This is a genomic window from Paenibacillus hemerocallicola, assembly GCF_006265175.1.
GTDB classification, from domain to species: domain Bacteria; phylum Bacillota; class Bacilli; order Paenibacillales; family NBRC-103111; genus Paenibacillus_AB; species Paenibacillus_AB hemerocallicola.
In genome coordinates this window covers 75440-100827 of sequence record NZ_VDCQ01000003.1, presented here as the reverse complement: position 1 = coordinate 100827, position 25388 = coordinate 75440, and the positions used below count along the sequence as shown (strand labels likewise).

The window sequence follows — 25388 nt, the reverse complement described above, 5'->3', positions numbered from 1 at the left end:
AAAAAAAAGTCGCTCAAGGAGCGACTTTCAAATAATCCCATTTATTAGTTTTTATCGATGGTCATCCATTCCAGAAGACTCCCCAACCCGATAAGTGCGGCGAATCTGTAGTCGCCCGAACCGACCCGGTAAAGGCAGTAACCGTCGCGTTGCCCTTTGCAGCGCTTCCGCGAGGACCGGCTCCAGGTTCGGGATAGCGGCCTGTTCGCAAGCCGCTTCAGCATCGTTGCCGGTCATGCTATCTGCACACTCGGCTTCGAAAGCCGCTTCAAGGCGCCGCAGAGAAGCTGCTTAAGGCCAAACGGTCGACTCTCGTACCGTCCTCGCGAAAGTGGATCGAAATCGTATTCAAGCCCGGTACGAGTGAAAACGGCGTCGCGTGCCGCTTCCACATCCAGCTTCCGTCGCTTGTCGTGGCGACGGTCTGGTACGCCGAACCGTTTACCGAAACATTAAAGCTGTCCGACGACGTGTCGATTCCGCTTGAGAGCAAATGCACATACAAGGTTGCGCTTGTCGTCAGCTCGATCCTGTAATTCAGAACATCGGTCGCCGGGGCTCCGCCGCTGCCGTCGGGTACGTGGCTGTAAGCTCCTCCCGAGCAAACATCGCAGAGCGCGTCCGAGAAACCGCCGCTTATGGAACTGTACCCTTCCGCTTCCAAATAATAGTAAGGTCTGGCCGGATCGGCATAGTAGGTTGGCGCGATCAGCCAAACAGGGCCCACGTCGCCGCGAGCGAGCGGCTTGCGTACGACCGCTGCCGCGGAGAGCTGGTCCGCTCCTATATCCGCCGCGCCTGTCCGGCTTTGACCGTCCATATCTTCCGTCACGAACGTGTATGTCCCTCCGGCCGCTCCTACAACCGGGCTTGCCGAGGACGGTCTATACAGGTTCAGAGCGCTTAATCCGAGCAACGGGTCCGACGACGTGTCGATGCCTGGCGGCACGGGCGACAGGCCAAACGATGCGCCGAGCATCATATTTCCTTCATAAATCGTACCGGTCGCCGTCGAATATGGAATGAACACCGTACCGCTCGGGCTGTATACGAGATTGTTGGCGAATGTCAGCTGATCCGGCGGCACCGAATAGCTTCCCGAGCCGATCAAAATATTTCTTCCGTTATGGACGAGCGTGTTGTTGACGATCTTTACGTTTCGGACCGGCTTGTACGTATGGAGCAGCAACGTTCCGTCGCTGTCGTCCTCGTCGAAATCCGCGTCCCCGTTCATGACGATGATCGCTCCGCGCAAGGAGCTGGACGGAGTGCCGGAAATGCCGGAAATGTAGTTGTTGTAAATTTTGTGCCCTTCCCCGATGATGCGGATGCCTACGGAAAGCGTGGAATAGTTGTTGCCGAAGATGAAGTTGCCGTTCACGTTGCTGTAGTCTCCGTGCCGCAGAACGATTCCGCCCTCGGAGTTGAAAATCGTATTGTAGCGGATGTTGTTGCGTCCGGCTTTGACCGAGATCAGCTCCCCTTCGCCGTCGCATTCCTCGAAATAATTGTAATCGACGGTCGTGAACGAGTCTCCTCGCGAATACTGGCTCGTGCCGATCCGGATCACCTCCGCCCCGTTCGCACCGAGCGGCGGGATTTTCCCGAAGTAGTTATGATCGATCCGATGATGGTCCTCGTGATCGGACGTATCGCCGTACCGCCATACGACAAGGAGTGCCCCGGGATTGCTTTTTCCTTCGAAATGGGAATGGTCGACACGGTTGTATTGACCGAACAGGGATACCCATTTGTATGCCGTATCGTCAACGGGGTTGAAGTATAGCATTTGCGAATTCGTCAGCCGGGAATGGTTGGCGAGGCGGCTCGATCCGTCCCGGAATTCGATCACGTCTCCCATGCCCGAGCCTAGGGCGCCGTCCTTGAAAACAAGTCCGTCGACCACCCAATAATCTCGCCCGATACGCAGACGGGACGTCCCGGTCAGAAACACTTCACCGGGCGTTTCCGCCCGCAGTGTAATATTCGCTGCAGCCGTACCGTGATTGCCGTTAATGCGTAAGTACAAGTCGCTCCACGTGCCGTTTCGCATCGTAATCGTGTCGCCCGGCAACGCGCCGGCGAGAGCGGTCGTCAGTTGGCTCGGCGTAGCGACGTAGTGGTCTGCGGCCTTGGCTTGCGGACTAAATATGACGAAGCCGATCCACATAAACAAAACGACAAACAGTGCATTTCGGATTGCGGTCGTGCAAGCAAGTAGACTGGGCAAGCGTATCCCTCCCTGGTTTTATATTTTGTTGGCAATGCAAGGGCCGTCTGGCATCACATCCCCCCACCTCCCGTTTACGCAAACATCCTGCCGAGGAACGCTTATCTCGGCGGGATGCGCATGGACTGCTTATGTGAGTCAAGCCATGGTGCTCATCTGCTCTGGCCTTACCTCGCCATCGAGCCGCTCGCCGGAGATCAGTCGCTTTGCTTCGTCGATCGCGAATTGTCCGAGCCGCTTGGCGCCGTTGTTGACCGCCCCTGCCAGATGGGGCGTAATGACGCAGTTGGGCAGACTACGCAGCGGATGGTCGGGATCCGGCGGCTCCGGATCGGTTACATCGAGACAGGCAAACAATCTGCCTTGGCGCAATTGGTCAAGCAGCGCCGCTTCGTCTATAATCGAGCCGCGCGCGGTATTAATCAGAATCGCGTCGTCCTTCATGCGGGCCAATCGTTCCGCGTTTATCATCCGGTAAGTGGCCGGTATAGCCGGTGCGTGAATAGAAACGACGTCACTGCGCGTCAGAAGATCGTCCAGTTCGGTTTTGGTCGCCCCCAATGCATGAGCCTGCTCGGCGGTAAGTCCGGGATCGAAGACGAGAATGTCGACGTGGAACTGCTTCAGCAGCTTGATGAAATGGCCGCCCGCTTTCCCCGCCCCTACAACGCCGATTGTCACTTGATACAGCTCTCGCACCTGTTCTTTTCCTTCCGACCAGCTTCCCGTCCGGGTCGAGCCGGTTAAGCGCCACATGTTTTTGAGCGAGGCAATCGTCATGCCCAAGGCGGTCTCCGCCACCCCTCTTCCGAGCTCCCCATTGCCGCTCGAAACCCGAATGCCTCGCTCCCACAGCTCGGGAGTGACAATCCCTTTGACGGTACCCGCCGCGTGGATGACCGCACGCAATCGTGGAGCGCAGTCCAAAATCTCTCCCGCAAGCGGACCGCAGCCCCATGAAGTTACGGCTATGTCGGCATTTTCGATTACGCTTCTTACGCGCTCGGGGGTCGGCCGGCCGGGCAGCCGGTTGATGGCCACTCTCCCGAGCGCTTCCCATTGCTTCCAATGCGCATCGGCAAAAATTCTATGCTGGACTTTCGGTTCGGGCAGTATGGCTATGTTAATGGTCACGTGTCTCTCTCCTCGGATGCTTCCTCATCTTTATTTCGCCTTTGCCTTTTCGTTTGCCAGCTCCGTCTTCAGCTGCTCATCCAGCTTGCGCAAAGCCGTGTTCACGTCAGTCCCGTTGCTTACAAGATCGACGAATGTATCTCCGATCACTCTTTGTTGAGTAGCCAGAGGAACGTCGACCAGACCGTTTTTCCGTTTGGGCGAATACGAGGCGGGCGGATAGTATTGGATCACCTTCATGTTTTTCCCTTTAAAAACCGGATTGTCCTGACCCAGAGCGTCGTGAATCTCCGTCTTGTTCACCGTGGCAGGCATGCCCCGCTTGGAGTCGGCCAACTGCACCTCGTCGGACAGCATCTCCATGATAACCTCAAACGCCTCGTCCTTATGCTTGCTCGTCTGAGAGATGGCCCAATAGGCCGGACCGCGTTGGGGCGTGAGCTTGAGGCCGCCCTGCATGGTCGGATAGGCGACATAGTCCCAGTTAAGCTCCGCAGGCAGGTTCAGGTAGGGACTGTGCTGGTTCGCCTGCATAGCCACATTTCCTTTATTGAAGGCGGTGTTTTCAAGCGACACCGTTTTCTCGTGCTTGTTGCCCGGTATTTCGTAGAAACGCTTGAAGTTGTCGAAGATCGATTTCCATTGATCCATATTCGCCAGCTTGTCCTCGTTCGGGTCCAAAATCGGCAACGAATATGTATTGTCGCGCAGCGCGGACATCGCATTAAAGCTGAATCCGCGAATGGTCGTACCGTTGTCCGTGCGCGTCAGTTTTTTGGCGAGCTCGTATACCTCGTCCCAGGTCACGCCGTCCTTCGGATACGCAACGCCGAATTTATCGAAAATATCTTTATTGTAGTACAGCACGTGGGGAAAATACGGGGGAACCGGCAGTCCGTATAACGCCTTCGAGCCTCCTGCCTCGTAAATTTCGTTCATGAATATTTTGTTGAAGCGATTTGTGTCGTAGTTGAACGATTTGACCAATTCGGTCAAATCGTAACCGAGACCGAGATCGAGATAACCCGTCCGCAGCGTCGGGGTGTCGGTTCGGACGATGTCGGGAACGTTGCCGGCGGAGACCAGATCGGTCATATTTGTCCCTTTGCCGTTGCTTGCATACTCGAACGTAATGTGCGGGAACTTCTTTTCAATCACCGACCTGAACCGTTGATCGAATTCCTCCGCCGACACGCCTCCGCCATGGATCATCATCGTATACGGTTGTTTCGGTTTTTCCGTTTCTTTACTCCCCTGACCTCCCGAGTCGCCTTTGCTGCACGCCGACAGCGAAACTAACCCGATTAAACCGATGAACATGCACTTTTTCGTTTTCATTGCTATCCCCCAGTTAAATTGACATGGACAAAGCGGTACTCTGCACATTTTCAACCAAATTGTTATGCCGATTGTTCGTTTGCGCGTACCGATTCGGCACGCATTCCAGAATGCGCTTTCATTCGAGAGTAGAAACAGATCATGTCCGGCAAGCATGGAACGCGAACGGAATGTCGAACGGTCGAATCAGCAGGATTGGCTTAATCTAATGTATAACAGAGTTATTTCTTTGACCAAATAAAATATATCACTGCCAATAAAGTAGTGTCAATAGAATATTATACATTTGATATACATTATAAAATGCGCTACTGATTGCCATAATGTCCCCTGTTAACAACAGAATTTGGTTCGCGCAATTTTCCTGAACGACAAAAAATACTTGCCGTTCAAAACGGCAAGTAATCGCATTTCCGCGTTCAACCCGGCAGCGCTTGAACGGTCCGGTACGAATCGGTAGACAAGGGGGCGTTCAGCATTTCCTCGATTCTGCGAACCGCCTGCTCCTCGTCCTCCATTTGAAACCAGTAATATTTCAGACATTGCTTCAACTGCGTCAGCTTGGCGAGCGGCAAGTTGAGGTCGGAAATCGGCGTGAAGCTAGGAATGATTTCCTTATACAGTTGATATCGTGTAGGTTTGCGAAGCGATCCGGATAAGGATTCACTTTCGGTTTCGGCGGTATCGTTCGTTTCCGTCTCAGCCATTTTCAGCGCCGGCAAGCTTAGCGTATGTCGTTCTATCAGCGTCTGTCCTTCGTGGGAGGTCAGAAAATCGACGAGCAGCTTGGCCGCTTCCTTTTCCGGGGACAGCCTGTTTACGGCCCACCCTATACCTTGCAGCAGCGTTGCCGGCGCATGGGTATAAGGCAGTGGAGCGATGTCGTACGGGAATGCCGCGCCGGACAAATTGTTGAGGGCGAAATAGGTCGTCATGACGATCGACACTTTTTCCTGCAGAAACAACTCCTGCACATCCCTTTCGCTTTCCGCCATGTAGCTCGGGAACGACTTTTTGTTCGCGATCAGACTGCGGCAAACGCGCAAGCATTCCTTCAGCCTCTGCTCCGAATACGTATACCGTCCCCGCTCGTCCCTGGCGAACGTGAGCCCGCTTTGCAGCAAATACACAAGCCAGCGGTTATCCGACAAAATGTTGAAATAAAATCCGTACCGGTCGCGGTTGGAGAGCAGTTCCGCCTGACTTTGGACGGTATCCCATGTCCAGCTGCTGTCGGGATCGGCCATACCCATTTGCTGAAAATGCCGTTTGTTGTAGCAGAGAATAACGGGCGAGTAAGCGAACGGCTTCGCGCACAATTGCTGCTCCTGCATAAATAGGTCGTTCAGAAACGGGTACGCGTTCGGATCGGGCGGAAAACGCTCCAACAGCTCCAGTCCATCGCATTCCGCCATCTGCATAAAATCCATATGGTTAAGCATGATGATGTCGAGCGCCTTGCTTTCCATCAGCTGCTTGGTCGCCTGAGTGTAATTGTTGTAGTCCAGCGTAATCAGCTTTACTTCGATATGCGGGTATTTCGCGCGAAAGCGTTCCAAAATCAAATCCAGCCGCGCCTGTTCGATCAGCACGGTGCGGCAAGCAAGTGTAACAGCCGTTTTGACCGTTCCGGCTGCTTCGGTTACCTTGTTGCCGATACGCGGCAGCTTCTCGATCAACCCTTCCTCGACGAGTACGTGCAGCCCTTGTCTGACCGATTTGTTGCTCAGCTGAAACAGCTTGGCCAGCTCCTCCTCCGAAGGCAAAAACTGTCCCGGCTTGAAGCTGCCCGCCGCAATCTCTTTACGCAGTTCTTGTACCATATGCTCGAGACGCTGACGGAACGTTTTGCGCGCAGGTCTAGATTTCATGTAAGCTCTCCTCATATCCATTCAAATGTCCAATCGTTCGCATCCGCTTCTCATTATAACGCAGATATACCTGAAATGCACAGGCAAGAACGAGGGCAAGACAGTCGTATTCACGGCCGCATCCTCGATATCCGATTGGACATCTCGACCGGGAATAGTAAAATATATAGTTGAATAGGATCAAAACTTAGCAATCGAAAAGAAATCAATGAAAATGCATAAGCTATAGTGGAATAAAGTGTTTAAAAATACGGCCTAAACCAAATGCAAATGGGGGATTTGCCACAATGAAAAATATTTATAATCCTATACATACAAGGGAAATTTTAAGCCGCATCGACAAATTAAGCCCTGATTCACAACCGCAATGGGGGCAAATGGATGTCGCCCAAATGCTGGCTCACTGCTCTTCGTTCCAAGACATTGCATTGGGAAATTCTTTCCCTATCAGAGGTTGGTTAGGGATACTAATTGGAACGTTTGTAAAACCGCTTTTTTACAATGACAAGCCGCTTACCCGCAATATGTCCACTATTCCAACTACATTAATTGCAGACGAAAGAGAATTTGAAAAGGAAAGAGAAATATTGAAACAATCTATTATAGCGTTCCAAAATAATGGGCCGGAGAGGTGTACAACGCATCCCCACCCATTTTTCGGAAAACTTACCTCGGAGCAATGGGGAAAAGGAATTTACAAGCACCTGGACCATCATTTAAAACAGTTTGGAGTTTAGTCATTTAACACTTTATTTTCTTTCTGCAGCTGGCTGCACATGGAAAAGGACGGCGCAGCAATCAAGCCGCACCGCCCTTTTTTCCATTCCTTCTCCTTCGTCCCATGTATTCACACTTTGATTCCGCTAAACGCGATTCCTTTAATGATAAACCGCTGCATCAGTAGGAAAAATAAGAGCAATGGCACGGTAGCCATAACGGATGCCGCCATGAGCAGCGGCTGCTCGGATACGTATATGCCCTGCAGGGAGTTGATCCCTACCGACAGCACCTTCATGTTGTCGCTGTTCGTCACGACCATCGGCCACATAAAGTCGTTCCAGCTGGACAATATGCAGAAAAACGTCAGAGCGGCCAGCCCGGGCATCGTCAGAGGCAGCATTATGCGCCAAAAAATCGTCCAATAGCTGCATCCGTCGATTTTCGCAGAATCCTCCAGCTCCTTCGGCAAGGAAAGGAAAAACTGGCGCAGCAAAAACGTGCCGTATGCGGAGAAGATGCCGGGAATGATGAGCGCTTTGTAGCTATCCACCCAACCGAACAACACTGCCTGGTAAAAGTGCGGAATGAGCAGTACCTGCGAAGGAACCATTAAAATCGCCAAGATACATACGAAGATAATGTCCCGTCCCGGAAACTTCAGCCGAGCAAATCCGAACGCCGCCATCGCGCATAGAAATACTTGCGGCAACGTGCGGCCGACCGTCACGGCAATCGTATTCATATAATATTGACCGAACGGAATCCGCTCGAATATGTCCAAGTACCACGAGAATTGCGGCTCGTTGGGGAACCAGATCGGCGGTATATGATCGGCTTCCGCATTCGTCTTGATCGAGGTCAGGATCATCCAAAAAAACGGAAACAGCATGCTTGCGGCGCCGATCAGCAAAAATAGATGGATGCTAAGTCGCGCCAAAATTCCAGTATGTTTCTCGCCCATCGGTTCATCGTCCTCCTTTCGTCCGGCAATCGCTTATTCGTAATGAACCCATTTCCTCTGCAAATACATCTGTATCATAGTGACTATGAAAATTACTACGAACATGACCCACGCTTGCGCGGAGGCATAACCGATTTTAAACCATTGAAAACCGTTCTGGTAAATGGAAAACACCGCCGTACGCGTCGCATCCTGCAATACGCCGCCCGCTCCGCCGCCGGCCGTAACCGGCGTGAGCATGAAGACGAGATCGAATACCTGGAAGGCACCGATCATGCTGGTGACGAGCACGAAAAATATGGCAGGCGTCAGCAGCGGCACGGTAATGTGCCAGAAACGGCGAATGCCGGTTGCTCCGTCAATCGCCGCCGCTTCATAATACGATTCGGGAATGCCCTGAAGTCCCGATAATAAAATGATCATATGATGGCCGATCGCCGTCCATATGGCAATTATCATTACGCTCCAGAGCACGACATGCTCGTCAGCCAACCAGTGGGGACCTTGGATCCCCACGAGGCTGAGCGCATAGTTAATCATACCGCTGTCATAATTGTAGAGCCATTTCCATACGACTGCGATGGCGACGGGCATCGTCACCGACGGCAGGAAATAAATAAGCCGGTAAGCTAAATTGCCCCGCATCTTGCGATTCAATAGAACGGCGACGACGATCGACAAGCCGATTGAGGACGGAACGGTCACGCAAGCATAGATGGCGCTCGTCCGGATCGACTTGAGGTACACTTTATCATGAAACAGCTTCGTGAAGTTGTCGAGCCACACCAGACTGATCGCGTCCGAGCCGTCCCAGTTTGTAAAGCTGAGGGCCAAGGATGCCAGGAGCGGAATGATGCTGAACACGATCAGTCCGATACATACGGGAGCGATGAAGAAATAGCCCCATAACCTCTCATTTTGCATCAGCCTGGACCAGCGAGAATTATACGGCAATTTCGGCAAGCTCCCTGATAACGCCCTTCTCATCGGTATCCCTCCGCCATGTCAGTTGCCAGCCATAATTTTGTTCGCTTCGTTCTGTGCCGCTTTCATGCCGTCGGCCGCTTTCTCCTTGTCCAGCCATATGTTCGAAATATGCGCGCCGACCGGATCTTCCCACTCCACGTTATTGGATATCGGGTACGGCGTAGACGATTTCGTCATATCGATGAACACCTTCAGGTTATATGGCAGCGACTTTACCCACGTGTCCTGTGTACCGTTGAACGCCGGGATGACCGCGCCCGCATTCGCCTGCATCATCGCGACATCTTTGGAGCCGAGCCATTTGACGAATTCCCAAGCTTCGTTCGGATTTTTCGTCTTCGCATTGATCGTCCAGCCGATACCGTGAATGATGTTGCCCTCCTGCTTCTGTTTGGGCAGCACCGCCACATCCAGCTTCTCCTTCAGCGCATCGTAATAGCTGCGGGCATTCCACGAGCCGCCGGTAATCATCGCCACCTTGCCGGATTTGAACAGTGGGCCCGGCTTGTTGTCGATCATGTACTTGCCGTCCGGCGATACTTTCTCCTTGTACATCAGGTCATACAGAAATTGTACCGCTCCGACCGCATTATCCGAGCCGATATCGGTCGTTTTCTTGTCCGCGCTAACCAGCTTCGCTCCATTCTGCACCATAAACGGATAGATCGATTCCTGCGTGTTGCTCATCGCCGCGAAGCCCCATTGCACCGTTTTGCCGCCTTCCTGCAGCGTCAGCTTTTTCGCAGCGGCGAGCAGGTCGTTCCACGTCCATGAAGCGTCCGGGTACTTGACGTTCTCTTTGTCGAACAGCTCTTTGTTGTAATAAAGTCCGATCGTGTCGAAGTCTTTGGGCATGCCATACATTTTACCGTCTATCGAGTACAAATCGACCAGCGATTTCGGGTAGTTATCCATGCTGAAATTGTCTTTTTTGATCAAGTCGTTATAAGCCAGGAGGAAGCCTTTGGACTGAAACTTCGGAAAATCGGGGCCGTCCATCCACATGATATCGGGGCCGCTGTTGGCCGCCAGTACGGTTTGCAGCTTGGTGTAATATTGGCTTCCGGCGTTCATTTCCGCGGTCACCTTGATGTTCGGGTGGTCGTCGTTAAATTTCTGGGCTATTTTCTCGATTACGTCCTGCTGCTTGGAATCGGCATACCACCATTTCAGCTGGACTTTCTTGCCGGAAGCGGCTGAGGATGACGGACCGTTCGCACTGTCTCCATCCTTAGTCCCTCCGGAACTGCACGCCGCCAAGCTGCATGCCAAGCATGAAACGACGATGACTCTCCATCCGGTTTTCCCTTTCACTTGAATCCCTCCAATTGATTTATTATCTTAAAGATTAAGTTAAATAAAAGCGAAAATCCGTCGTAAAAGCGCTATCATCTTGGCAATCACACAATATTTTCCGTTTCGTCTGTATTATATACCTGTTCAACTATTGGATCAATAGTTATCTTAATGATTTAGTTAATGTGATGAACAATTTATTTTGAGATCATTCCCATTCGGAATGGCTGCAACCTTGCGTTGGAATGGTGAAAAGAGCTTCCCTTCGCAGCAAGGAAGCTCCGTCCGTTCAACAAACCAACTTGTCTCACCATCTGCAGGATTCGGGACAAGTGCGAGCATTTTATGGGTCGGACACGATCGAACTTCGACGAGCAATATTATCGTTCCCTGCTTCCTGTGAGATAACAGTTTGTCCGTAAACACGCCTGTGCCCGGTCCATATTCCACGATATACCGAGCATGACGAAAGTCGATGTTCTCGATTATTTTGTTTGCGAGGTACTTGGAGCTGGGTACGATCGCTCCTACGAATCTCGGCATACGCACATATTGCTTGATGAATGAAATCCACTCCATAACCGCTTCCTCCCAATGATGAATTCCATACTCACAGTTTAGAATCCAATCCTGAAGAAGCATCCAACAAAATTATGAAGAATTCTTAAGATTTCGTTAGTCATTGCGTAAAATATGCGATTCGATCCGCACAAGAAAGCACCCCATTCATTCGCAAAGCGACTGAATGAGGTGCTCTCTCTAACATCTCATCCTTTAGCCACTTTTCTAATTCGGAGATGTTATTTGCATAACGTCTAATGGCATTTATCGTTCCTGTTACTTGCTCAGTCCCCATCTGCTGTTCTTCTTCGTTCGTACATTCAATCCGTAAGGACCGTTTTAAACTATATTCCAGCCAACCTAATTTTCCCGAAAATCCATTCATTTTCCAATACCGTTCTCCAATTCGCTTCCAGTATACCGTATCTCTTTTTATAACCGGCTATAAAAGCCCGAAATTTATCTTTGTTAATGTCGCCTGATTCATTCTCAGACCAGAGCAGGTATATGATTTGCCACAATATTGGCAATTCGTTCCGACTTGATATAGTTCTGTTTGGCTGTTGGTCTAAGCATAATTTGAGGGTTTAACGCTTTAATTGCATATTTCCCTCGGGTGGTTTCAATAGCATACATTTTGTGTAAAAACCCACCCGACACCGGTTCAGGCATACCGACTAACTCACCAAGCTGCATAAGCTCGCATAGCTTATCAAATTGCAAATTGTATTGTATTTCATTCACCTTGTAATATCCCCCTTTACCACTAACTTACCTTAATCCATTATAAATAACTATAATAATATTCATTGTCACTGCCTCTTCTGACGTTTGCGGCGCAATCCCCTTCAACACAAAGATCTGCATGATTTCAGTTCAATATGGGAACATTAAGGAAGGAATGGAGGCGATCCTGTTGAACAAAGGCCAACAAATAGCTAAACTTCAACAATTGGCGGAAGATAAAATTGCAATCGAGGCAGTTGAAGATAAGCAAGCTTATGCAGAAAGCCGAGTAAAAGAGCAATATATCCCGGTAGCACCGGATGAAGAACAAGACAAGCTATAAATATTTGACGGATAACCATCAGGCTTGTCGTGTAATCTCGTGTTAGTGTACAGAAAAGCAGAGGTCTTGTGCCGGTAGGCGCATGTCCCTCTGCTTTTTTAACGCTTTCGCCCGACTTCCATACATGCATGCGGACAACAGCACCATCATACCGATGGACAACCTTTTCTTCAACAATTGGTTCCCTCCCCTTTTGATTGCTATGAAAACGGATTAAGCGCATACCCGTTGCGGTAGCCCGTAACACCAGGGTGTAGTATCAGCTTAATGCAAGCCTACCCCTCATACGCTTGCAATAAGGCTTTGATGTCGATTTTGCTTTTCGTTTGGAGCAATGCTTTCATGACTCTTTCCGATTTCCTTGAATCGGGATCGCTTACCATCTCGGATAATGCGGCAGGAACGACTTGCCACGATACGCCAAACTTATCTTTCAGCCAACCGCATACTTGAGCCTTTTCGTCTCCGCCCTCGGACAGCTTTTCCCAATAATAGTCCAATTCTTCTTGATCCTCGCAATGGACGATAAAGGATATCGCTTCAGTGAATTTGAATTGAGGACCTCCATTTAGTGCTACGAATTGTTGTCCATCCAGTTGAAATTCCACGGTCATTACCGTTCCTTCGGTTATCCCGTGGATTTCATGCCTTTCTTTTCCATAACGAGCAATTTTGCCGATTTTGGAATTATCAAAAATGGAAGTGTACAGCTTTGCCGCCTCTTCGGCTTGCGTATCGAACCACAAGTTCGGTGTAATTTTTTGGATTTTGTTGTTCACATTACTTCCTCCTTTATTTTTCGAGCGTTACGAAGATCAAGAGACTACTGTTTCAGAAAGCCCGAGAGTATGGGCAGCAATACCTCGGGGTTGCGCAGGTCCGTTTCCATATACATCATAAGCTAACATTGCCGTCTTTTGATCGGGATGTTTTCATAATTACCTTCCTTCTTTGTCCTATTTCGATTAACTCTGTGCAGATATCCTATGGTTGGAATTGTACTAGCTTATTATAACTTGACCGTATATGTCGCGTTTCTTCTGGATTGCTATCCAGGAGTAGAAAAGTGCCGGTGTCCGACTGATCCTTTGTCGGGTGAAAAACGTTGTGATATCATGAATTTCAAAGGAGAGATTCATCTGCCCATGAATTTGTCAAGGTCGCAATTATTGGCTATAGCGCACATTACCGCGTACGCAAGAAGTCAAAAAAATGAAGCTGAGCGAGCGATTCAAGAAATCCTTCAAATGTCCGATCTCTCGAATAAAACATTTGAAGAGGCCGTCGCCAAGCTGAAAGCGCACGCAAAGGTCGCCCTCCATTTCCATCCGGATAGACCGGTTCCGGCGACAATGAACAGCGTAGCCGAAGCGCTGCTTGAACATGGAATTTATAAGAGCCAATTTGAAACCTTGTTGTCCAACGGCAGCGTATCGGCGTACCCTGGCGGTGAACGGGACCTTTGGGAGAAAGGGATTTTTGGAGGGGCCTATCATCGGAAGGATTCGACTGACAGTCAGCGTCCCAAATATGGCGCACTGGATTTAATGCTGTATCCGGACGGACCGGCTCCGCGTTTTGGATCGTGCTACTTTCTTCTGGCTCCGGAGGTGTCCAGACGTTGCACATTCACGTATTCGGATTCGCATCAAGACCCGAAGGATAAGGGGACGTACGAGGAGTTTACCGTCATAATGGCGGCTCTCTTGAAGGAGGCGTTTAATCGAGATTTCGCTTTAGGTGAAATGAATTTGACCCCGAGAAAATTGGCCCGTCATTTGTTAGTCAATCTCGAGAGGCCAATCACCGACCCTGCCAACAAAGAGCCGAGTCGCAATCTTAACCACTATATCGAAGCCCAGGTTCATGGCGATATTTCGCTTAAGGAAGACGTGGAAGTGCTTGTAGCGGATCCTTCCTTCAAGGACACTCAAACAGGGCGATCCCTGGAGCAAATATGTAGGCGATATTCGATCGATCTTTATTGGCATATGGGCTTTGTGCTGTTGGTAGACGAAGTTCCCTCGGATTTTAGAGGTCCGTCGATGCCTTCCTTGGCCAAGCGCATCGCACGAGATGATTGTATCGATGCGAGCAGGATCGGGTCCGCCGCAATGGATTTGAAGCGCGATCCGGTCGCCTGGAGCGATCGCGGAACGTATACGGAAGTGCTTCAGGAGCTAAAACTATTGTGGCATGTTTTGGTGAGGTGCGGAAAGCCGGTTCGAAACTTTAAATGAATGGCAGCGGCAGACCTCCTGAAATGCCGGCTTCTTCTGCCGCTGCCATGTTGTCCCGTCGCATCGGATAACCAACGGTTAATACCCCATATCCTTTAAAATTCTCGATAAGGCGCGCAGCCGCTCCCCGATCAGCTCATCGTCATCGCTCAAAGCTTGGTTGAACAGCTTGATGTCTTCATTGATCTTGTCATTATCCGTACATACCGCCACGGTCATGGCATCCCCCTGCAGGCCCACCCGGTCGATGATAGGCTCCTGCGGATCATATAAATGCTCGTATCTGTAGGCTTCGCGAAAATGCGCCATGGACCTGCAAATCAGAATGGACAAATCGAGAACGCGATGAAGAGGCAGCTCCTCCGACTGTCTGGACCATTTCTCGCCCGTGTATCTCCATACTTTGGCCGAAATATCGACCTTTCCCCTATCGTTCCACTGGGCCAATCCGAGGGACAGTCCTTTTGCATCCGTGTTCCGGGCATAACGGCCATCTACCTGCTCATAGTTATCCGACACGACTACGGGCTTATGTTTTAATGTTGTTGGTATTTTCATTGTACTCCCTCTCTTGAAATTTACTAAATTACTAATTTACTAAATAATACTCTCTGTTTCATCGTTAGTCAATCCATGATTTCGACATACCCTTCCGTTCCGTTCACTCGGTTCTTTTTACCCGTCCTTTATTCATTTTTAAGGCTTCCACCACGGAAGATCGTATTCGCTCGCAATGACGGCGTCATGCGTCATCATCCCGCCGACTTCCGTCACTAAGCCTTTTCATAGACGAGTTAGAGTGACATTTACTCAGACAATTGACATACCGGAACTTCTTGCTCTGCCTGAAATTACGCAAAAAACATAACTTTATCACGAAAAGTTATGTAGCTAACGCAGCACGTATCCAGCATATTTAAGAAGGAACCGATACGGTTCCCGAAAAATGTGAAACCAAGATACTGTCGCCAAACTGGTCGCCTACCACGATTTACGAATCATTGGCCAAAGTGTCGCTCGTCAAAAAAGGAATCCGGGGCATGGCATAGAACGCAAAGACGTCAATACGGTGCTGCGGGAAACGGCTGAAGATATCAATCAGATCAGATCGAAGCGGCCAAGGCGGGAAAATGATAGGGGGAACCGAATACAATGACCGATAACATGACTGATAAGCAAGCAAGCCGAGGAGCGCCGATGACAAAAGTCGGAGTGGCGGGTGTCGCCGTCGCTTCAGAGGGAATACTGGACCGACATGGATGGGAAGAAGCGAACGCGACCAATTCCCCGGTTACGGTGCTTTCGGCAAGCTGGTTCGGCGTGAAAGGAGACGGAGTGACTGACGATACGGCGGCGTTTCAGGCGGCGCTGAATGCAGCGTCAGGGAAAAAGCTGTATGTTCCCAAGCAGGAAGGCGCCCATTACTTGACCGGCCAGTTGTATATTCCCGGCAATATCGTTCTCGAATTAGCCCCGGGTACCGTTATCCAAGCGGTTGATACGCTTCGGGTGACGGCCCCCTATGAGCGGCTGATTCGCATCCTTAATGTGAGCAATGTGCGCATTGTCGGCAATGGCGCCGTGTTTCGGATGAACAAATCGGCTTACCCGGCGGGAGAGCAGGCTCATATATTCGATATCGGCGGGTCGGATAACGTTACGATCGAACAAGTGAACGCGAACGACTCGGGCGGCGACGGGTTTTATATCGGCAACTACCAGGCGACGAACAGCTATTGCCGCAACATCGTGTTGCGGGATTGCCGGGCGGATAATAACCGGAGACAAGGCTTGTCCGTCATATCCGTCGACGGATTGCTCGTCGAAAACTGCACATTCACGAATACGATCGGAACGAATCCACAGGCCGGAGTGGATATCGAACCAAACGGACCTACCGATCGGTTGAAAAAAATCAGGCTCATAAACTGCGTATCGGAAGGCAACAAAGGACGCGGATTCGTGTCGATGATAAAGAAATTAAGCACCGCCAGCGAACGTATCGATATTATCTTCCAAAACTGCGTTTCCCGAAACAATGCTTTCGGATTTGCGACCGTTTACGGCAAAGACGGCACCGATGCCGCACAAGGAGAAGTAAAATATATCGACTGCCTCGCCGAATATGAGAAATGGTCCGGGTTTTTCGAATTGTCCAGCTCGGCCGACAGCGTCCGCACGACCTATATCCGATGCACGGCGTATAACTGCAATACGAACAATGGGACCGAAGCCGCTTTATCGTACGCCGCCTCTTTCTTCATCAGCACGGTCGCTTCGGAAGCCAGGTCGAGCGCAGGCAACTCACATTTCTATAATTGCCGCTCCATCGACGACCGAACTCCGTCGTTTATCCGCAGAGGATTTGCTACGTACGCTCTAGAAGGCTTTACGATCACGGATCTTGTGTACCGTGATTGTGAATCGGTCGGCCACACGGTAAGTCCGTTCGAGTTCGATCCACACACGCGCAACGTGCGGGTGGAACAGACCGCATCTGCCAGTTATCCCCAAATATCCACCGGCGCGGTCGGCTTGAATCGATTGGGCGGGACGATTGCGAACCTGGGAGCGATAGAAGACGTCTTGTTGACGCTTCCGCCGGCAGCCGCAGTGCCGAATTTAAAGCTGCCATACCGGAACGCGAACGCTGATACGACACTCGATGGGAGAGACAACCATCTAATCGTGGATGCCTCGGCGCAGCCTGTCATCGTGAGTATGCCTCCGGCATCCACGGTAAACGGAATGAAATTCACGATCAAGAAGGCGGATTCCGGAACGAACCCGGTACAAATCACCGCAAGCGGTTCGGAGACGATCGACGGCGGCTGCACGGTCGTTTTGACTGATGCAGGTGAATTCCGAAGCTTTCTCAGTATCGGCACGGCTTGGATTACCATGTAATATGATGCTCGTTTCCCGCTTCAACTAGCCATACTGGCTGCAAGCATCCTTGCACAAACGATTGTTTCATGGCCGTCGTCAAACGCCTGACTTCCCCCACAAGGGAATGTCGGGCGTTTTTGGGTTGCACTGCTCTTATAAAAACTTTCGAAGAATTGTAGAATGAAGGCAACCTTTCGTTTGCTTAATGACGATCTGCGAATGGAAGAACTGTCGCACTTGGCTTAAATCCGTCTCATAAGAAAAACGTCTATCGACGTATTTCAAGGATGAGCGACCGCGATTTAGCGGTAGTTTCTCTTGGTTCACAATTTCGCAGTTCGCTTTATAGAAGCATTGCTTTGAAGCTGTGTCGCTTTAGCGAACTTAAAAATTTTGAAACGTTAAAAAAAGACGATCGATTCCAGACTGGAAGCGATCGCCGATTTATTTGATAAATTTGATACAATTAGCTTGTTACCAGTACATTGTTTGCTTCTGTATAACCGGTAACTAGGTTCGTATTTACAAAACCGTTCGGGCTATCGATCCCCACGTTATTAAAGGCGGATATTTTGCTGCAAGTGCTGTCAAACCGGATCGCTGTAGGACAGTCGGACATTTGATTGTTCATAATCGAAGAGGTAGCTACCGTACTCTCAAACCTGATACCGGTGGATGAACAATTGTTGATATGGTTCCCTTGAACAAGCGTTTTCGTTGCTCCGGATACAAATACGCCATTTGCGAATGATTTAATATGATTGCCTGAAACTTGGTTTCGTTCTCCTACCACAAGCAGGGCGGAAAAGTTGCTATTGGCGATGCCCGCTGTAATTCTGTTGTCGAGTATCGTAACATTTTTATTCCCAGCGCTAGTGGAAGTAATTCCATGCTCCTTGGACTCCACGTCATTTCCCTGAATGGTAATGTCGGAGCAATTTCCTGTTACGGAAATACCCCTTTTCGTAACATCCCGAAGGATGTTGTTATGAATCATTACCCCGATACTTGCGATGATATCGATTCCATTTCCCGAGCATGTTTCAAAATAATTGCCGATTATGGAAATTAACTTTGGCCCGTTAGCCGGATCGCGAGTGACGCCGGAACGGTATTCTTGATGGTTGATGTTAATAAAATTCGAGTCCGGCTTAATCCCGATATTCTTAAACAAGTTGTTGGAAACTACTATACGACTAATCTGACGTACATTTGGGATACTCGTGCCGCCCTCGTATGGAGAATCTCGGTATATCGTTTTTATATCAAGTCCGGTCGTAACGAGATTTCGAATCACATTGCCGGTGACAATGGTATAGGATCCGTCCGTAAACATGTCCACTGCATCCCTGTAACAATTGTCAAATATGTTGTTGGCTATTACATTATCTTGCGGACCGAAATATTGCGGATCGTAGCTTCCGGTCGAGGACGATAATTTCACTCCATCCCCAACCGGCTCAGTAGCCCAACCATTTTGGTTCGGAACTCCTTCCGTAGAGCCTCCGGTAAAATGATTGTTCGTTATGATATTATTTCGGGAACCGTGACCGCACACCATAAAAGCATAGTCTTTAAAAAAATTATGATCGATAACCGTGCTTCCGGCGGTGTCTTTCATGAGAACTCCCGCCCACCCGCGGCCGTTAAATCGACATTCCGTTATGGTGACGTTTTTGGATAATATGGTCACCTGTCCGCATTGGAAAGCGTATTCCGTTTCAAAAGAAAGACCTTTAATCAAGACATTGTCGGCGGAAACTTCGATACAATGACCCGTATTATAATCATAATCTATAATCGATCCGGGTGCGCCGACCAATTGAAGCGATCCAGAGACGTTAATTTTTTGCGTAATACGGAAACGGTTTGGAGGAAAGAAAACAGTACCTCCTCCATCCGCGACTGCAGCATCGATGGCCGCTTGAATAGGCGGCTTATTATCGAATGCGGCATCTTCTTTGGCGCCGAACCAGACGACATTATAGATGCCCTCGACGATCCTCTTGAATCTTGCTCCGGATGTGGAAACTACAACCGTCCCCGTATTGTCCGGGGTTGTTGTATCATTGGAGTCATAATAGAAAAATCCATGCTTCTCTATATCCGTTATGTAGTACCTTGCATCGCTATCCGGCGTAGTATTGTTCCTTAACTCATCGATAGATACAGGAACGATTGTTGAAACTCCGTTAAGAGCGCTGTCCCCATATACCGATTGAGCGACTGTCCCCGGGGATGAATTTGCTACCCGGATGTTTCCGAGTACACCTTCCGCTGCCAAAGCCGCACTCGCCAAGCCGGCCGAAATAATCAAGTTTCTTCTGCTGATAAGCTTACTGTCCTTCTCGTTAGTGTCCGTATTCATACACGAATTCGCCTCCAATTTACACTTTAATATCCGTCCATCTTCCATTTCTAACGTATTGTGAATCTTGAGTGCAGGCAGTTCACAAAGAAGCTTGGAGCTTTATGCAAGTGTAGTCGGCCTCATGCGGGCGGGCCTCACCTCCTTATTTGTTCAGAGCCGCTTCGATCCCCTTATTGATTTCTTCCTCAACTTCCCTCAGGGCGGTATTGAGATCTTTCTTCTCCATCCCGATTCCCCGGATTCCTTTGTTTACGATCGCGACTTTGGAAATGCCGTCATATCTCGAGAGCAAGATCGGTTTGGCGATCGTATCTTTGAAAAAAGCGGCTAAATTTTTCCCCTTTAGTCCCTCCAGTCCAGCGCCAAACTCCTTTAGCACCTGTTCGTTTTTCAGTACCGGTATTCTTCCTTGTCTTGCCATAATGCTTTGGACCTCGTCCGACAGCAAGTAAGCAATGACTTGAAATGCTTCTTCTCGATACTTGCTTATCGACGGAATGCCATAAATCGGTGTATTCATCTGGGAGCCTTGCCCCGATCCTTCGGTGAAATGCGGCAATGAAACGACGTCCCATTCCATTCCTCTTTTTTCGGCCTCGGGCAGTTCGGTCAAGAAATTGGGACCCGTGCGCATTGCCAATGTCTGACTTTTCAAGAACAGATCTTTTTCCGTCTCTCCTTTAGCCAGTTGATTTCCTTCGATTTGATAAAAGCTGGTCATGACTTCGAGCCATTTTTTCCATTGATCGTTGTTCACGACAGCTTTCTGCGTTTTCGGATCCACGTATGTCTGACCTAATTGATTTTTGTGTACCAAACTCGTCTCGTCGTACAAAAAACCTTTGTATTGTATGCCGTTCTCCATTCGGGTCACTTTTTTCGCCAGCTCGTATACTTGTTCCCAGGTCATATTGTCCGTCGGGTAAGTAACCCCGAATTTATCAAAAATATTTTTGTTGTAGAACAAGGCGTTATTATTCAATTCGAACGGCATAAAAATGAATTCCCCGTTGTCATCGTGCGCTTTGACATTTTCGACAATGCCGGGAGTCAGTCTTCCCAGATCGAATCCTTGTTTCTTGATGAGCGGAGTCAAATCAGACAAGAGGCGATCGTCTTTCAACCCCCAAACGCCGCCAATCGGGTTGGAAATCAAGTCGGGGATTGTACCTTGCGAAAGCAAAACTTGGATGTTGATGCCTTCCCCCCTTTTAATCGTATTTATTGTAATATGGGGGAACTTTTCCTTTACCAACTTCTCGATCATGTCCTCTAAGCCAATTGAGGTACCCGCATTATACAAAGTCAACGTGACGGGTTTCTCCGGGACATTCTCCGGTTTGTCATCCTTCTCGGTTGCCGTATTGTCTCCGCTGCAAGCAGTTAGCCATACAGCTAACATGGCGGACAACCATGTTTTTTTATTTTTCCAAGTCATAGGCTCCTCCTTTTCTAAAACACGGGAAATATTAAACGCTTTCAATTCGTTTCATTCACGTCCAACTTTTAAATATTACACGTGTTCATTTTTCAAAAAACATATTATAAAACGTTTACAAGAAAATTATATTACACGTGTACCATAAAGTAAATACGCAACTTAAATAACGCGCTTTTGCGAAGCGCGCTACTGGGTCCCTGCCGGATGAAGTTGTTACTTGCTGGTTGTCGAGTCGATTGCGGGCTTGGTGGAATGACGAATCGTAAGCTCTGATTTGATTTCTACGTTAATCCAACTGCCATTCGTCTCGGGTCCTCTCGTTAAACTTTCGATCGATGTTTTAGCCAACTTCTCTATGGAAGGTCCCACTGTCGTGAATGGAATTTCAAAACGCTCCATCTCCGGAATATCGTCGTAAACAATAACGGAAATATCATCGGGAACGCTAACTTTTAGTATTCTCAATAATCGAACCAGCCGGAACAAAACAGCCTGACTATCGACAAGGATCCCGGTAGGCTTATTATTATTATTTACCAGCAAATCGCGAATCTTCTGATCGAAATCCAAGTTACGATCATCGGTGCGAACGACATAGTCCGGATGATATTCGAGTCCGTGCTCGACAAAAGCTTGAGTAAAACCCGTTAATTTATCCGAAGATTCTCCTATAAACGAAATACGGCGATGTCCCAGCCGAACGAAATGATCAACGGCTTTATATATACCCGTTATTCTGTCGATCGATATACAATGGGCTCCATCCATTTTGCCCCCGCCTACAAGCAAAAGTTCTCCATGGAATTGTTCTTTTTCTTTCAAAAACTCGATAGACGGTACCCAGCGAGGGTAACACCAAAAAATAATATGATCAACGAAATGTTGGTTAAACGTACGCATCGCTTCGACCGGGGCGACAAGGGAAGTAATGACATTTATCCCCCTCTTTCCCGCCTCTGCATGGATCAGCATGCAAAGATTGTAGAAAAACAGACTTTCTGCAACCGGCCAGATAAGCCCGATACAATTAGACTTTTTGTCCGAAAGTCGTTTAGCCGCCATATTCGGCATATAATTCATCTGCTTGGCGATGGATAATATTTTATTGCGCGTCTCCTCCGCAACCCCTGGAACATCGTTAAGAGCCTTCGAAACTGTTGGATGGCTCACGCCGGCCATTTTTGCAATATCCTTTATCGTTACTTTCATAGGATTCTTCATTTCCCAAAATATCCCCCTACAATTTTCTTTCCAGCAAAAAATTCCCGACATTGGTTTTGATGCCGGAATTCCATGTCTTTTGATCGACGATTGTAATAGGAATCAACTTCCTCGTCTATTTATTCCATATTATAACCGATTGCAAGCGAAGAGAGAAAAATAACGATACGTACAGCGAATTGCGGCTGCGCGGAAGGGGCTCGCCACGAACGCCAAGCGTGAGCCGGGCGAAGGCGAACGATCGAAGGTGCGAGGAGTAGTCGAATATGAGGGTCGAAGTGACTATACAGGGTCGATTAAACCTACGAAGTATGGTCGGGGAATCTCAAACAGATTGAGAACAAAGTTTGTGCGTTTAATGGTCAGTCGTAAAAAAACTACGACAGCATAATTCGCGTACAAGTGCGGATAATGGGTGCAGCGCCAGATTCGGTGAAAGGCTCGCTGCCTCTGCCGGGCGGCGCCTTGCGGGACCGCAGGTCCAACAATTAGCGGAACTGGAGTACGCTATTGGCCCGAGCCCTCGTGTCGAGTGCAAAATAAGGGAACACCGTTCCGTTATTCCGCTGTTCACGATTAGTTTCACACCGAAATCTCGATATAAAGGAAGCCTGTTCCGTTATTTTCAGGCGAGTCGCGAAATTCGGGGCCATAACGGAATGTAGTTCCTCTATGCACGGGCAACACTATATCACGTCCATCAAACGCCCCCTTGTTTGTATGTGGATTATGCTGTCATAGAAAAAAAAACCGCGATTTACGCGGATTCTTGATTGACGTACCGTTATTATTCAGTCCAGCATCAGGCTTTGAAGGGGAGCCGCGGGTTTTCCCGTCAAGCTGTTTTCAAACATGTCGATAATGGCCAAAAATCTTTCGGCTTCACGAAATACATGATCCGCCAAAAGCGGATGAATGATACTTTTGATCCGGCATGCCTCAATCAGCTCGCGAGCTGTTTTCTTAAAGTCGCGCAACGATGTAACGGACACCCGATTCTGGTCGAGAAACTGGTCAAGAAGCGGCGACGTTTGCGATTGCGGACGCATGGAATCCAAGTCTCGCGCTTGAAATAACAATTGGTCGAATTCTTGACTGAAGTTATTGGCTTGATCGACCAACTTCCGTTCCGAAGGGTCAAGCAGGTGACTGATAAACTTGGCATGATCCGCCATAATTCTGAGGAAAAATACGTTTTCGTCGATAATGGCGTCAGGCAGCGGTTCCAACCTGCCCGTATTTAGTTCCGTCAACCGATTTCTGAAGTAATTGGCTTCCCTGCTCACATGATCGACCAAAAGCGGGAAGTTGTTCGCGCCCGGCAGTTGGCAAGTCAATATCAAGCCGAGCACTTTTCTTTTGAACATCCAGATGTAGGAAACCGCAATATGAACTTCCTCGTTAAACTTTTTGATCGTCTGCGGATCCGTCCCGATGGTGAAAGCATTCGCCTTATTTTCGATCGCTTCGAATGTTGTATAAAACTGATTGGCTTCTTGAATTAATTGAGTATCCTCGCACCGGAATCCTAACTTGAGGAACAGCGAATGCTCCTTCATGATCCGCGACCAAAATCTTACTTCATCCAAAGAACGCGCTACAAACTCATTTGACATTTTGAAACTCCTCTCGGGATAGCATTTACTCCTTACCATATGTGCGAATGCCCCGATTGGTCATCTGTCTATTGACATTCTTTAATTTATTTAATTTATTATTTGTGAGGCTTTATTCCTTATCCAGACATAATACGGAAACCAGACTGCCCGGGACGGTCTCCTCTTTCCCCGGCGGAATGCAAATCAGACAATCCGAGTCCTTAATCGAGGTTACGATGCTGGATTTGTCTTGTCCCGCCGGCTCCACACATACCCGCCCATCGCTTGAAAAAACGATTCTTCCGCGTACATACCTTGTATATGCATCGGTTTTGGCATAGCCTTGCCGCAAAAATGCTTTGATTTCAGGAAGATGGGGTTCCACGCTTCCCTGCATCCCCAGAAGAACCGGACGGACGAATAGGTGGAACCCGACAAAGCAGGCGCCGGGATTGCCGGATAACGCAAAAATTAATTTGCCGTCCAGAACGCCGGCGGTCGTCGGGCTGCCGGGCCTCATGGCCACCTTGTTAAACAAGGTTTTCCCTTCCCATTGCAGGAAAAAGTCCGCCATCGCATCATAGTCCCCGACGGAAACTCCCCCTGTGCTGACCACGAGATCGGCTGACGCCAAAGCTTCTTGGACCCGCTGTCGCGTTTCGTCCAAATCATCTCCGATTTTTCCGATCCAATGGGGAATCCCGCCAGCCCGCCTAACCAAACCGGCTAGCATAGGCGCGTTGCTGTTGCGGATTTTGCCCGGTTGCAAAGGTTCATCCACTTGCAATAGCTCCTCACCGGTGGATAGGATGGCGACGACCGGCGAGCGGTATACCGGCACATGGTGAAACCCGTAGATAGCCAATAAAGCCGTTTCGCCGGATCGGATTTTACACCCCTGCCCTACTATTCCCGCTCCTTCCTCCAATTCCGATCCGACCTCTGACACATTGGCGCCCGGTTGGATTGGTTTTGTGACGATAATATGCGAAATGCCTCCGATGACCGCCTCCTGCGTCATTTCCATACGGATGACCGCATCGGCCCCCTCCGAAACCATGGCTCCCGTCATTGTCCGTGCCGCCGTCCCCCTCTCCAGCCGTTTTCTCGGAACCGCGCCGCACGGAATGCGTTCAATCACTTTCAGCCGTACAGGCGTCTCTGAGGAGGCTCCTCTCAAATCTTCCGTGCGGATCGAGAAGCCGTCCATGCCCGAGCGTCGAAAATGCGGCAGCGGGTGGGAGGCGGCAATGTTCACCGCCAAATAGCTGCCATAGGCCTGCTCAAGCGGAACCCGTTTCGATTCGAGAGGCGTGATATAGGGCTTGATCAACCCTTGCGCCTGGGCGACCTGAACGGCATGCCGTGTCAGGCGTGCTTCTTTGTGCATCGCGATGTCCATCCGATTACCCCCCCGATTTGCGACATCCGTCTTCCTGTCGGCGTATGTTGAAGCCGCTC

General features: G+C 49.4%; 20 protein-coding genes and 1 pseudogene. 4 read left to right on the top strand and 17 right to left on the bottom strand.

The annotated features are described in order from the left end of the window. Window positions 1-268: 268 nt before the first annotated feature. From FE784_RS03135 to FE784_RS03120, 4 genes are all read right to left on the bottom strand, one after another. Window positions 269-2230 carry a chondroitinase-B domain-containing protein gene (locus FE784_RS03135; protein WP_139600662.1) on the bottom strand — a complete coding sequence of 654 codons (1962 nt, stop codon included), beginning with the start codon at window positions 2228-2230 and terminating at the stop codon, window positions 269-271. A gap of 138 nt (window positions 2231-2368) precedes the next feature. Then, window positions 2369-3364 (bottom strand): hydroxyacid dehydrogenase, encoded by a 996-nt coding sequence (locus FE784_RS03130; RefSeq protein ID WP_139600661.1) that lies wholly within the window; start codon window positions 3362-3364, stop codon window positions 2369-2371. A 30-nt stretch (window positions 3365-3394) separates the two neighbouring features. Next, complete coding sequence (locus FE784_RS03125; protein WP_176705928.1) at window positions 3395-4702, bottom strand: ABC transporter substrate-binding protein; 1308 nt, start codon at window positions 4700-4702, stop codon at window positions 3395-3397. A gap of 419 nt (window positions 4703-5121) precedes the next feature. Further along, on the bottom strand, window positions 5122-6573 hold the full coding sequence (locus FE784_RS03120; protein WP_176705927.1) for an extracellular solute-binding protein: 1452 nt from the start codon (window positions 6571-6573) through the stop codon (window positions 5122-5124). Between the two features lie 287 nt (window positions 6574-6860). Between FE784_RS03120 and FE784_RS03115 the strand changes: the two genes are divergently transcribed. Then, window positions 6861-7310 carry a DUF1569 domain-containing protein gene (locus FE784_RS03115; RefSeq protein WP_139600658.1) on the top strand — a complete coding sequence of 150 codons (450 nt, stop codon included), beginning with the start codon at window positions 6861-6863 and terminating at the stop codon, window positions 7308-7310. A gap of 110 nt (window positions 7311-7420) precedes the next feature. Here FE784_RS03115 and FE784_RS03110 read toward each other — a convergent pair whose 3' ends face one another. The 5 genes from FE784_RS03110 to FE784_RS42585 form a co-directional block, all read right to left on the bottom strand. Beyond that, window positions 7421-8254 (bottom strand): carbohydrate ABC transporter permease, encoded by an 834-nt coding sequence (locus FE784_RS03110; RefSeq protein WP_139600657.1) that lies wholly within the window; start codon window positions 8252-8254, stop codon window positions 7421-7423. Between the two features lie 33 nt (window positions 8255-8287). Beyond that, window positions 8288-9241, bottom strand: a complete 954-nt coding sequence (locus FE784_RS03105) for a carbohydrate ABC transporter permease (protein WP_139600656.1) — start codon at window positions 9239-9241, stop codon at window positions 8288-8290. A gap of 18 nt (window positions 9242-9259) precedes the next feature. Beyond that, window positions 9260-10555: an ABC transporter substrate-binding protein gene (locus FE784_RS03100; RefSeq protein ID WP_176705926.1), complete on the bottom strand. Its 1296-nt coding sequence runs from the start codon at window positions 10553-10555 to the stop codon at window positions 9260-9262. Between the two features lie 661 nt (window positions 10556-11216). After that, complete coding sequence (locus FE784_RS42590; protein WP_342779070.1) at window positions 11217-11483, bottom strand: hypothetical protein; 267 nt, start codon at window positions 11481-11483, stop codon at window positions 11217-11219. Window positions 11484-11587: 104 nt separating this feature from the next. After that, complete coding sequence (locus tag FE784_RS42585) at window positions 11588-11842, bottom strand: hypothetical protein (protein ID WP_342779069.1); 255 nt, start codon at window positions 11840-11842, stop codon at window positions 11588-11590. Between the two features lie 172 nt (window positions 11843-12014). On the opposite strand from FE784_RS42585, the gene FE784_RS40650 reads away from it, so the two are divergent. After that, window positions 12015-12167 (top strand): hypothetical protein, encoded by a 153-nt coding sequence (locus FE784_RS40650; RefSeq protein ID WP_176705925.1) that lies wholly within the window; start codon window positions 12015-12017, stop codon window positions 12165-12167. A gap of 275 nt (window positions 12168-12442) precedes the next feature. On the opposite strand, the gene FE784_RS03090 is transcribed toward FE784_RS40650, so the two are convergent. Next, entirely contained in the window at window positions 12443-12946 is a 504-nt protein-coding gene (locus FE784_RS03090; protein WP_139600654.1) for a VOC family protein, read from the bottom strand. A gap of 366 nt (window positions 12947-13312) precedes the next feature. Here FE784_RS03090 and FE784_RS03085 point away from each other — a divergent pair, with 366 nt between their 5' ends. Next, window positions 13313-14407 carry a DUF3626 domain-containing protein gene (locus FE784_RS03085; protein WP_139600770.1) on the top strand — a complete coding sequence of 365 codons (1095 nt, stop codon included), beginning with the start codon at window positions 13313-13315 and terminating at the stop codon, window positions 14405-14407. Window positions 14408-14485: 78 nt separating this feature from the next. Here the strand turns inward: FE784_RS03085 and FE784_RS03080 are convergent, their stop codons facing one another. Both FE784_RS03080 and FE784_RS42750 read right to left on the bottom strand, forming a co-directional pair. Next, complete coding sequence (locus FE784_RS03080) at window positions 14486-14965, bottom strand: DUF6530 family protein (protein ID WP_139600653.1); 480 nt, start codon at window positions 14963-14965, stop codon at window positions 14486-14488. A gap of 68 nt (window positions 14966-15033) precedes the next feature. Next, window positions 15034-15190 (bottom strand): annotated as a pseudogene (locus FE784_RS42750) (PEP-utilizing enzyme); the annotation flags it as partial. Window positions 15191-15604: 414 nt separating this feature from the next. On the opposite strand from FE784_RS42750, the gene FE784_RS03070 reads away from it, so the two are divergent. Then, complete coding sequence (locus FE784_RS03070) at window positions 15605-17314, top strand: right-handed parallel beta-helix repeat-containing protein (RefSeq protein ID WP_176705924.1); 1710 nt, start codon at window positions 15605-15607, stop codon at window positions 17312-17314. A 448-nt stretch (window positions 17315-17762) separates the two neighbouring features. Here the strand turns inward: FE784_RS03070 and FE784_RS03065 are convergent, their stop codons facing one another. The 5 genes from FE784_RS03065 to FE784_RS03045 form a co-directional block, all read right to left on the bottom strand. Further along, window positions 17763-19664, bottom strand: coding sequence for a right-handed parallel beta-helix repeat-containing protein (locus tag FE784_RS03065; protein ID WP_176705923.1), 1902 nt, complete (start codon window positions 19662-19664; stop codon window positions 17763-17765). Window positions 19665-19809: 145 nt separating this feature from the next. Further along, a complete protein-coding gene (locus FE784_RS03060; protein ID WP_139600650.1) occupies window positions 19810-21105 on the bottom strand; it encodes an ABC transporter substrate-binding protein in 1296 nt (431 codons plus the stop codon). 216 nt (window positions 21106-21321) lie between these two features. Then, window positions 21322-22329, bottom strand: a complete 1008-nt coding sequence (locus tag FE784_RS03055) for a LacI family DNA-binding transcriptional regulator (RefSeq protein WP_176705922.1) — start codon at window positions 22327-22329, stop codon at window positions 21322-21324. Window positions 22330-23120: 791 nt separating this feature from the next. Next, on the bottom strand, window positions 23121-23945 hold the full coding sequence (locus FE784_RS03050; protein ID WP_139600648.1) for a DUF2935 domain-containing protein: 825 nt from the start codon (window positions 23943-23945) through the stop codon (window positions 23121-23123). A 112-nt stretch (window positions 23946-24057) separates the two neighbouring features. Beyond that, on the bottom strand, window positions 24058-25329 hold the full coding sequence (locus tag FE784_RS03045) for a molybdopterin molybdotransferase MoeA (RefSeq protein ID WP_139600647.1): 1272 nt from the start codon (window positions 25327-25329) through the stop codon (window positions 24058-24060). Window positions 25330-25388 lie beyond the last annotated feature (59 nt).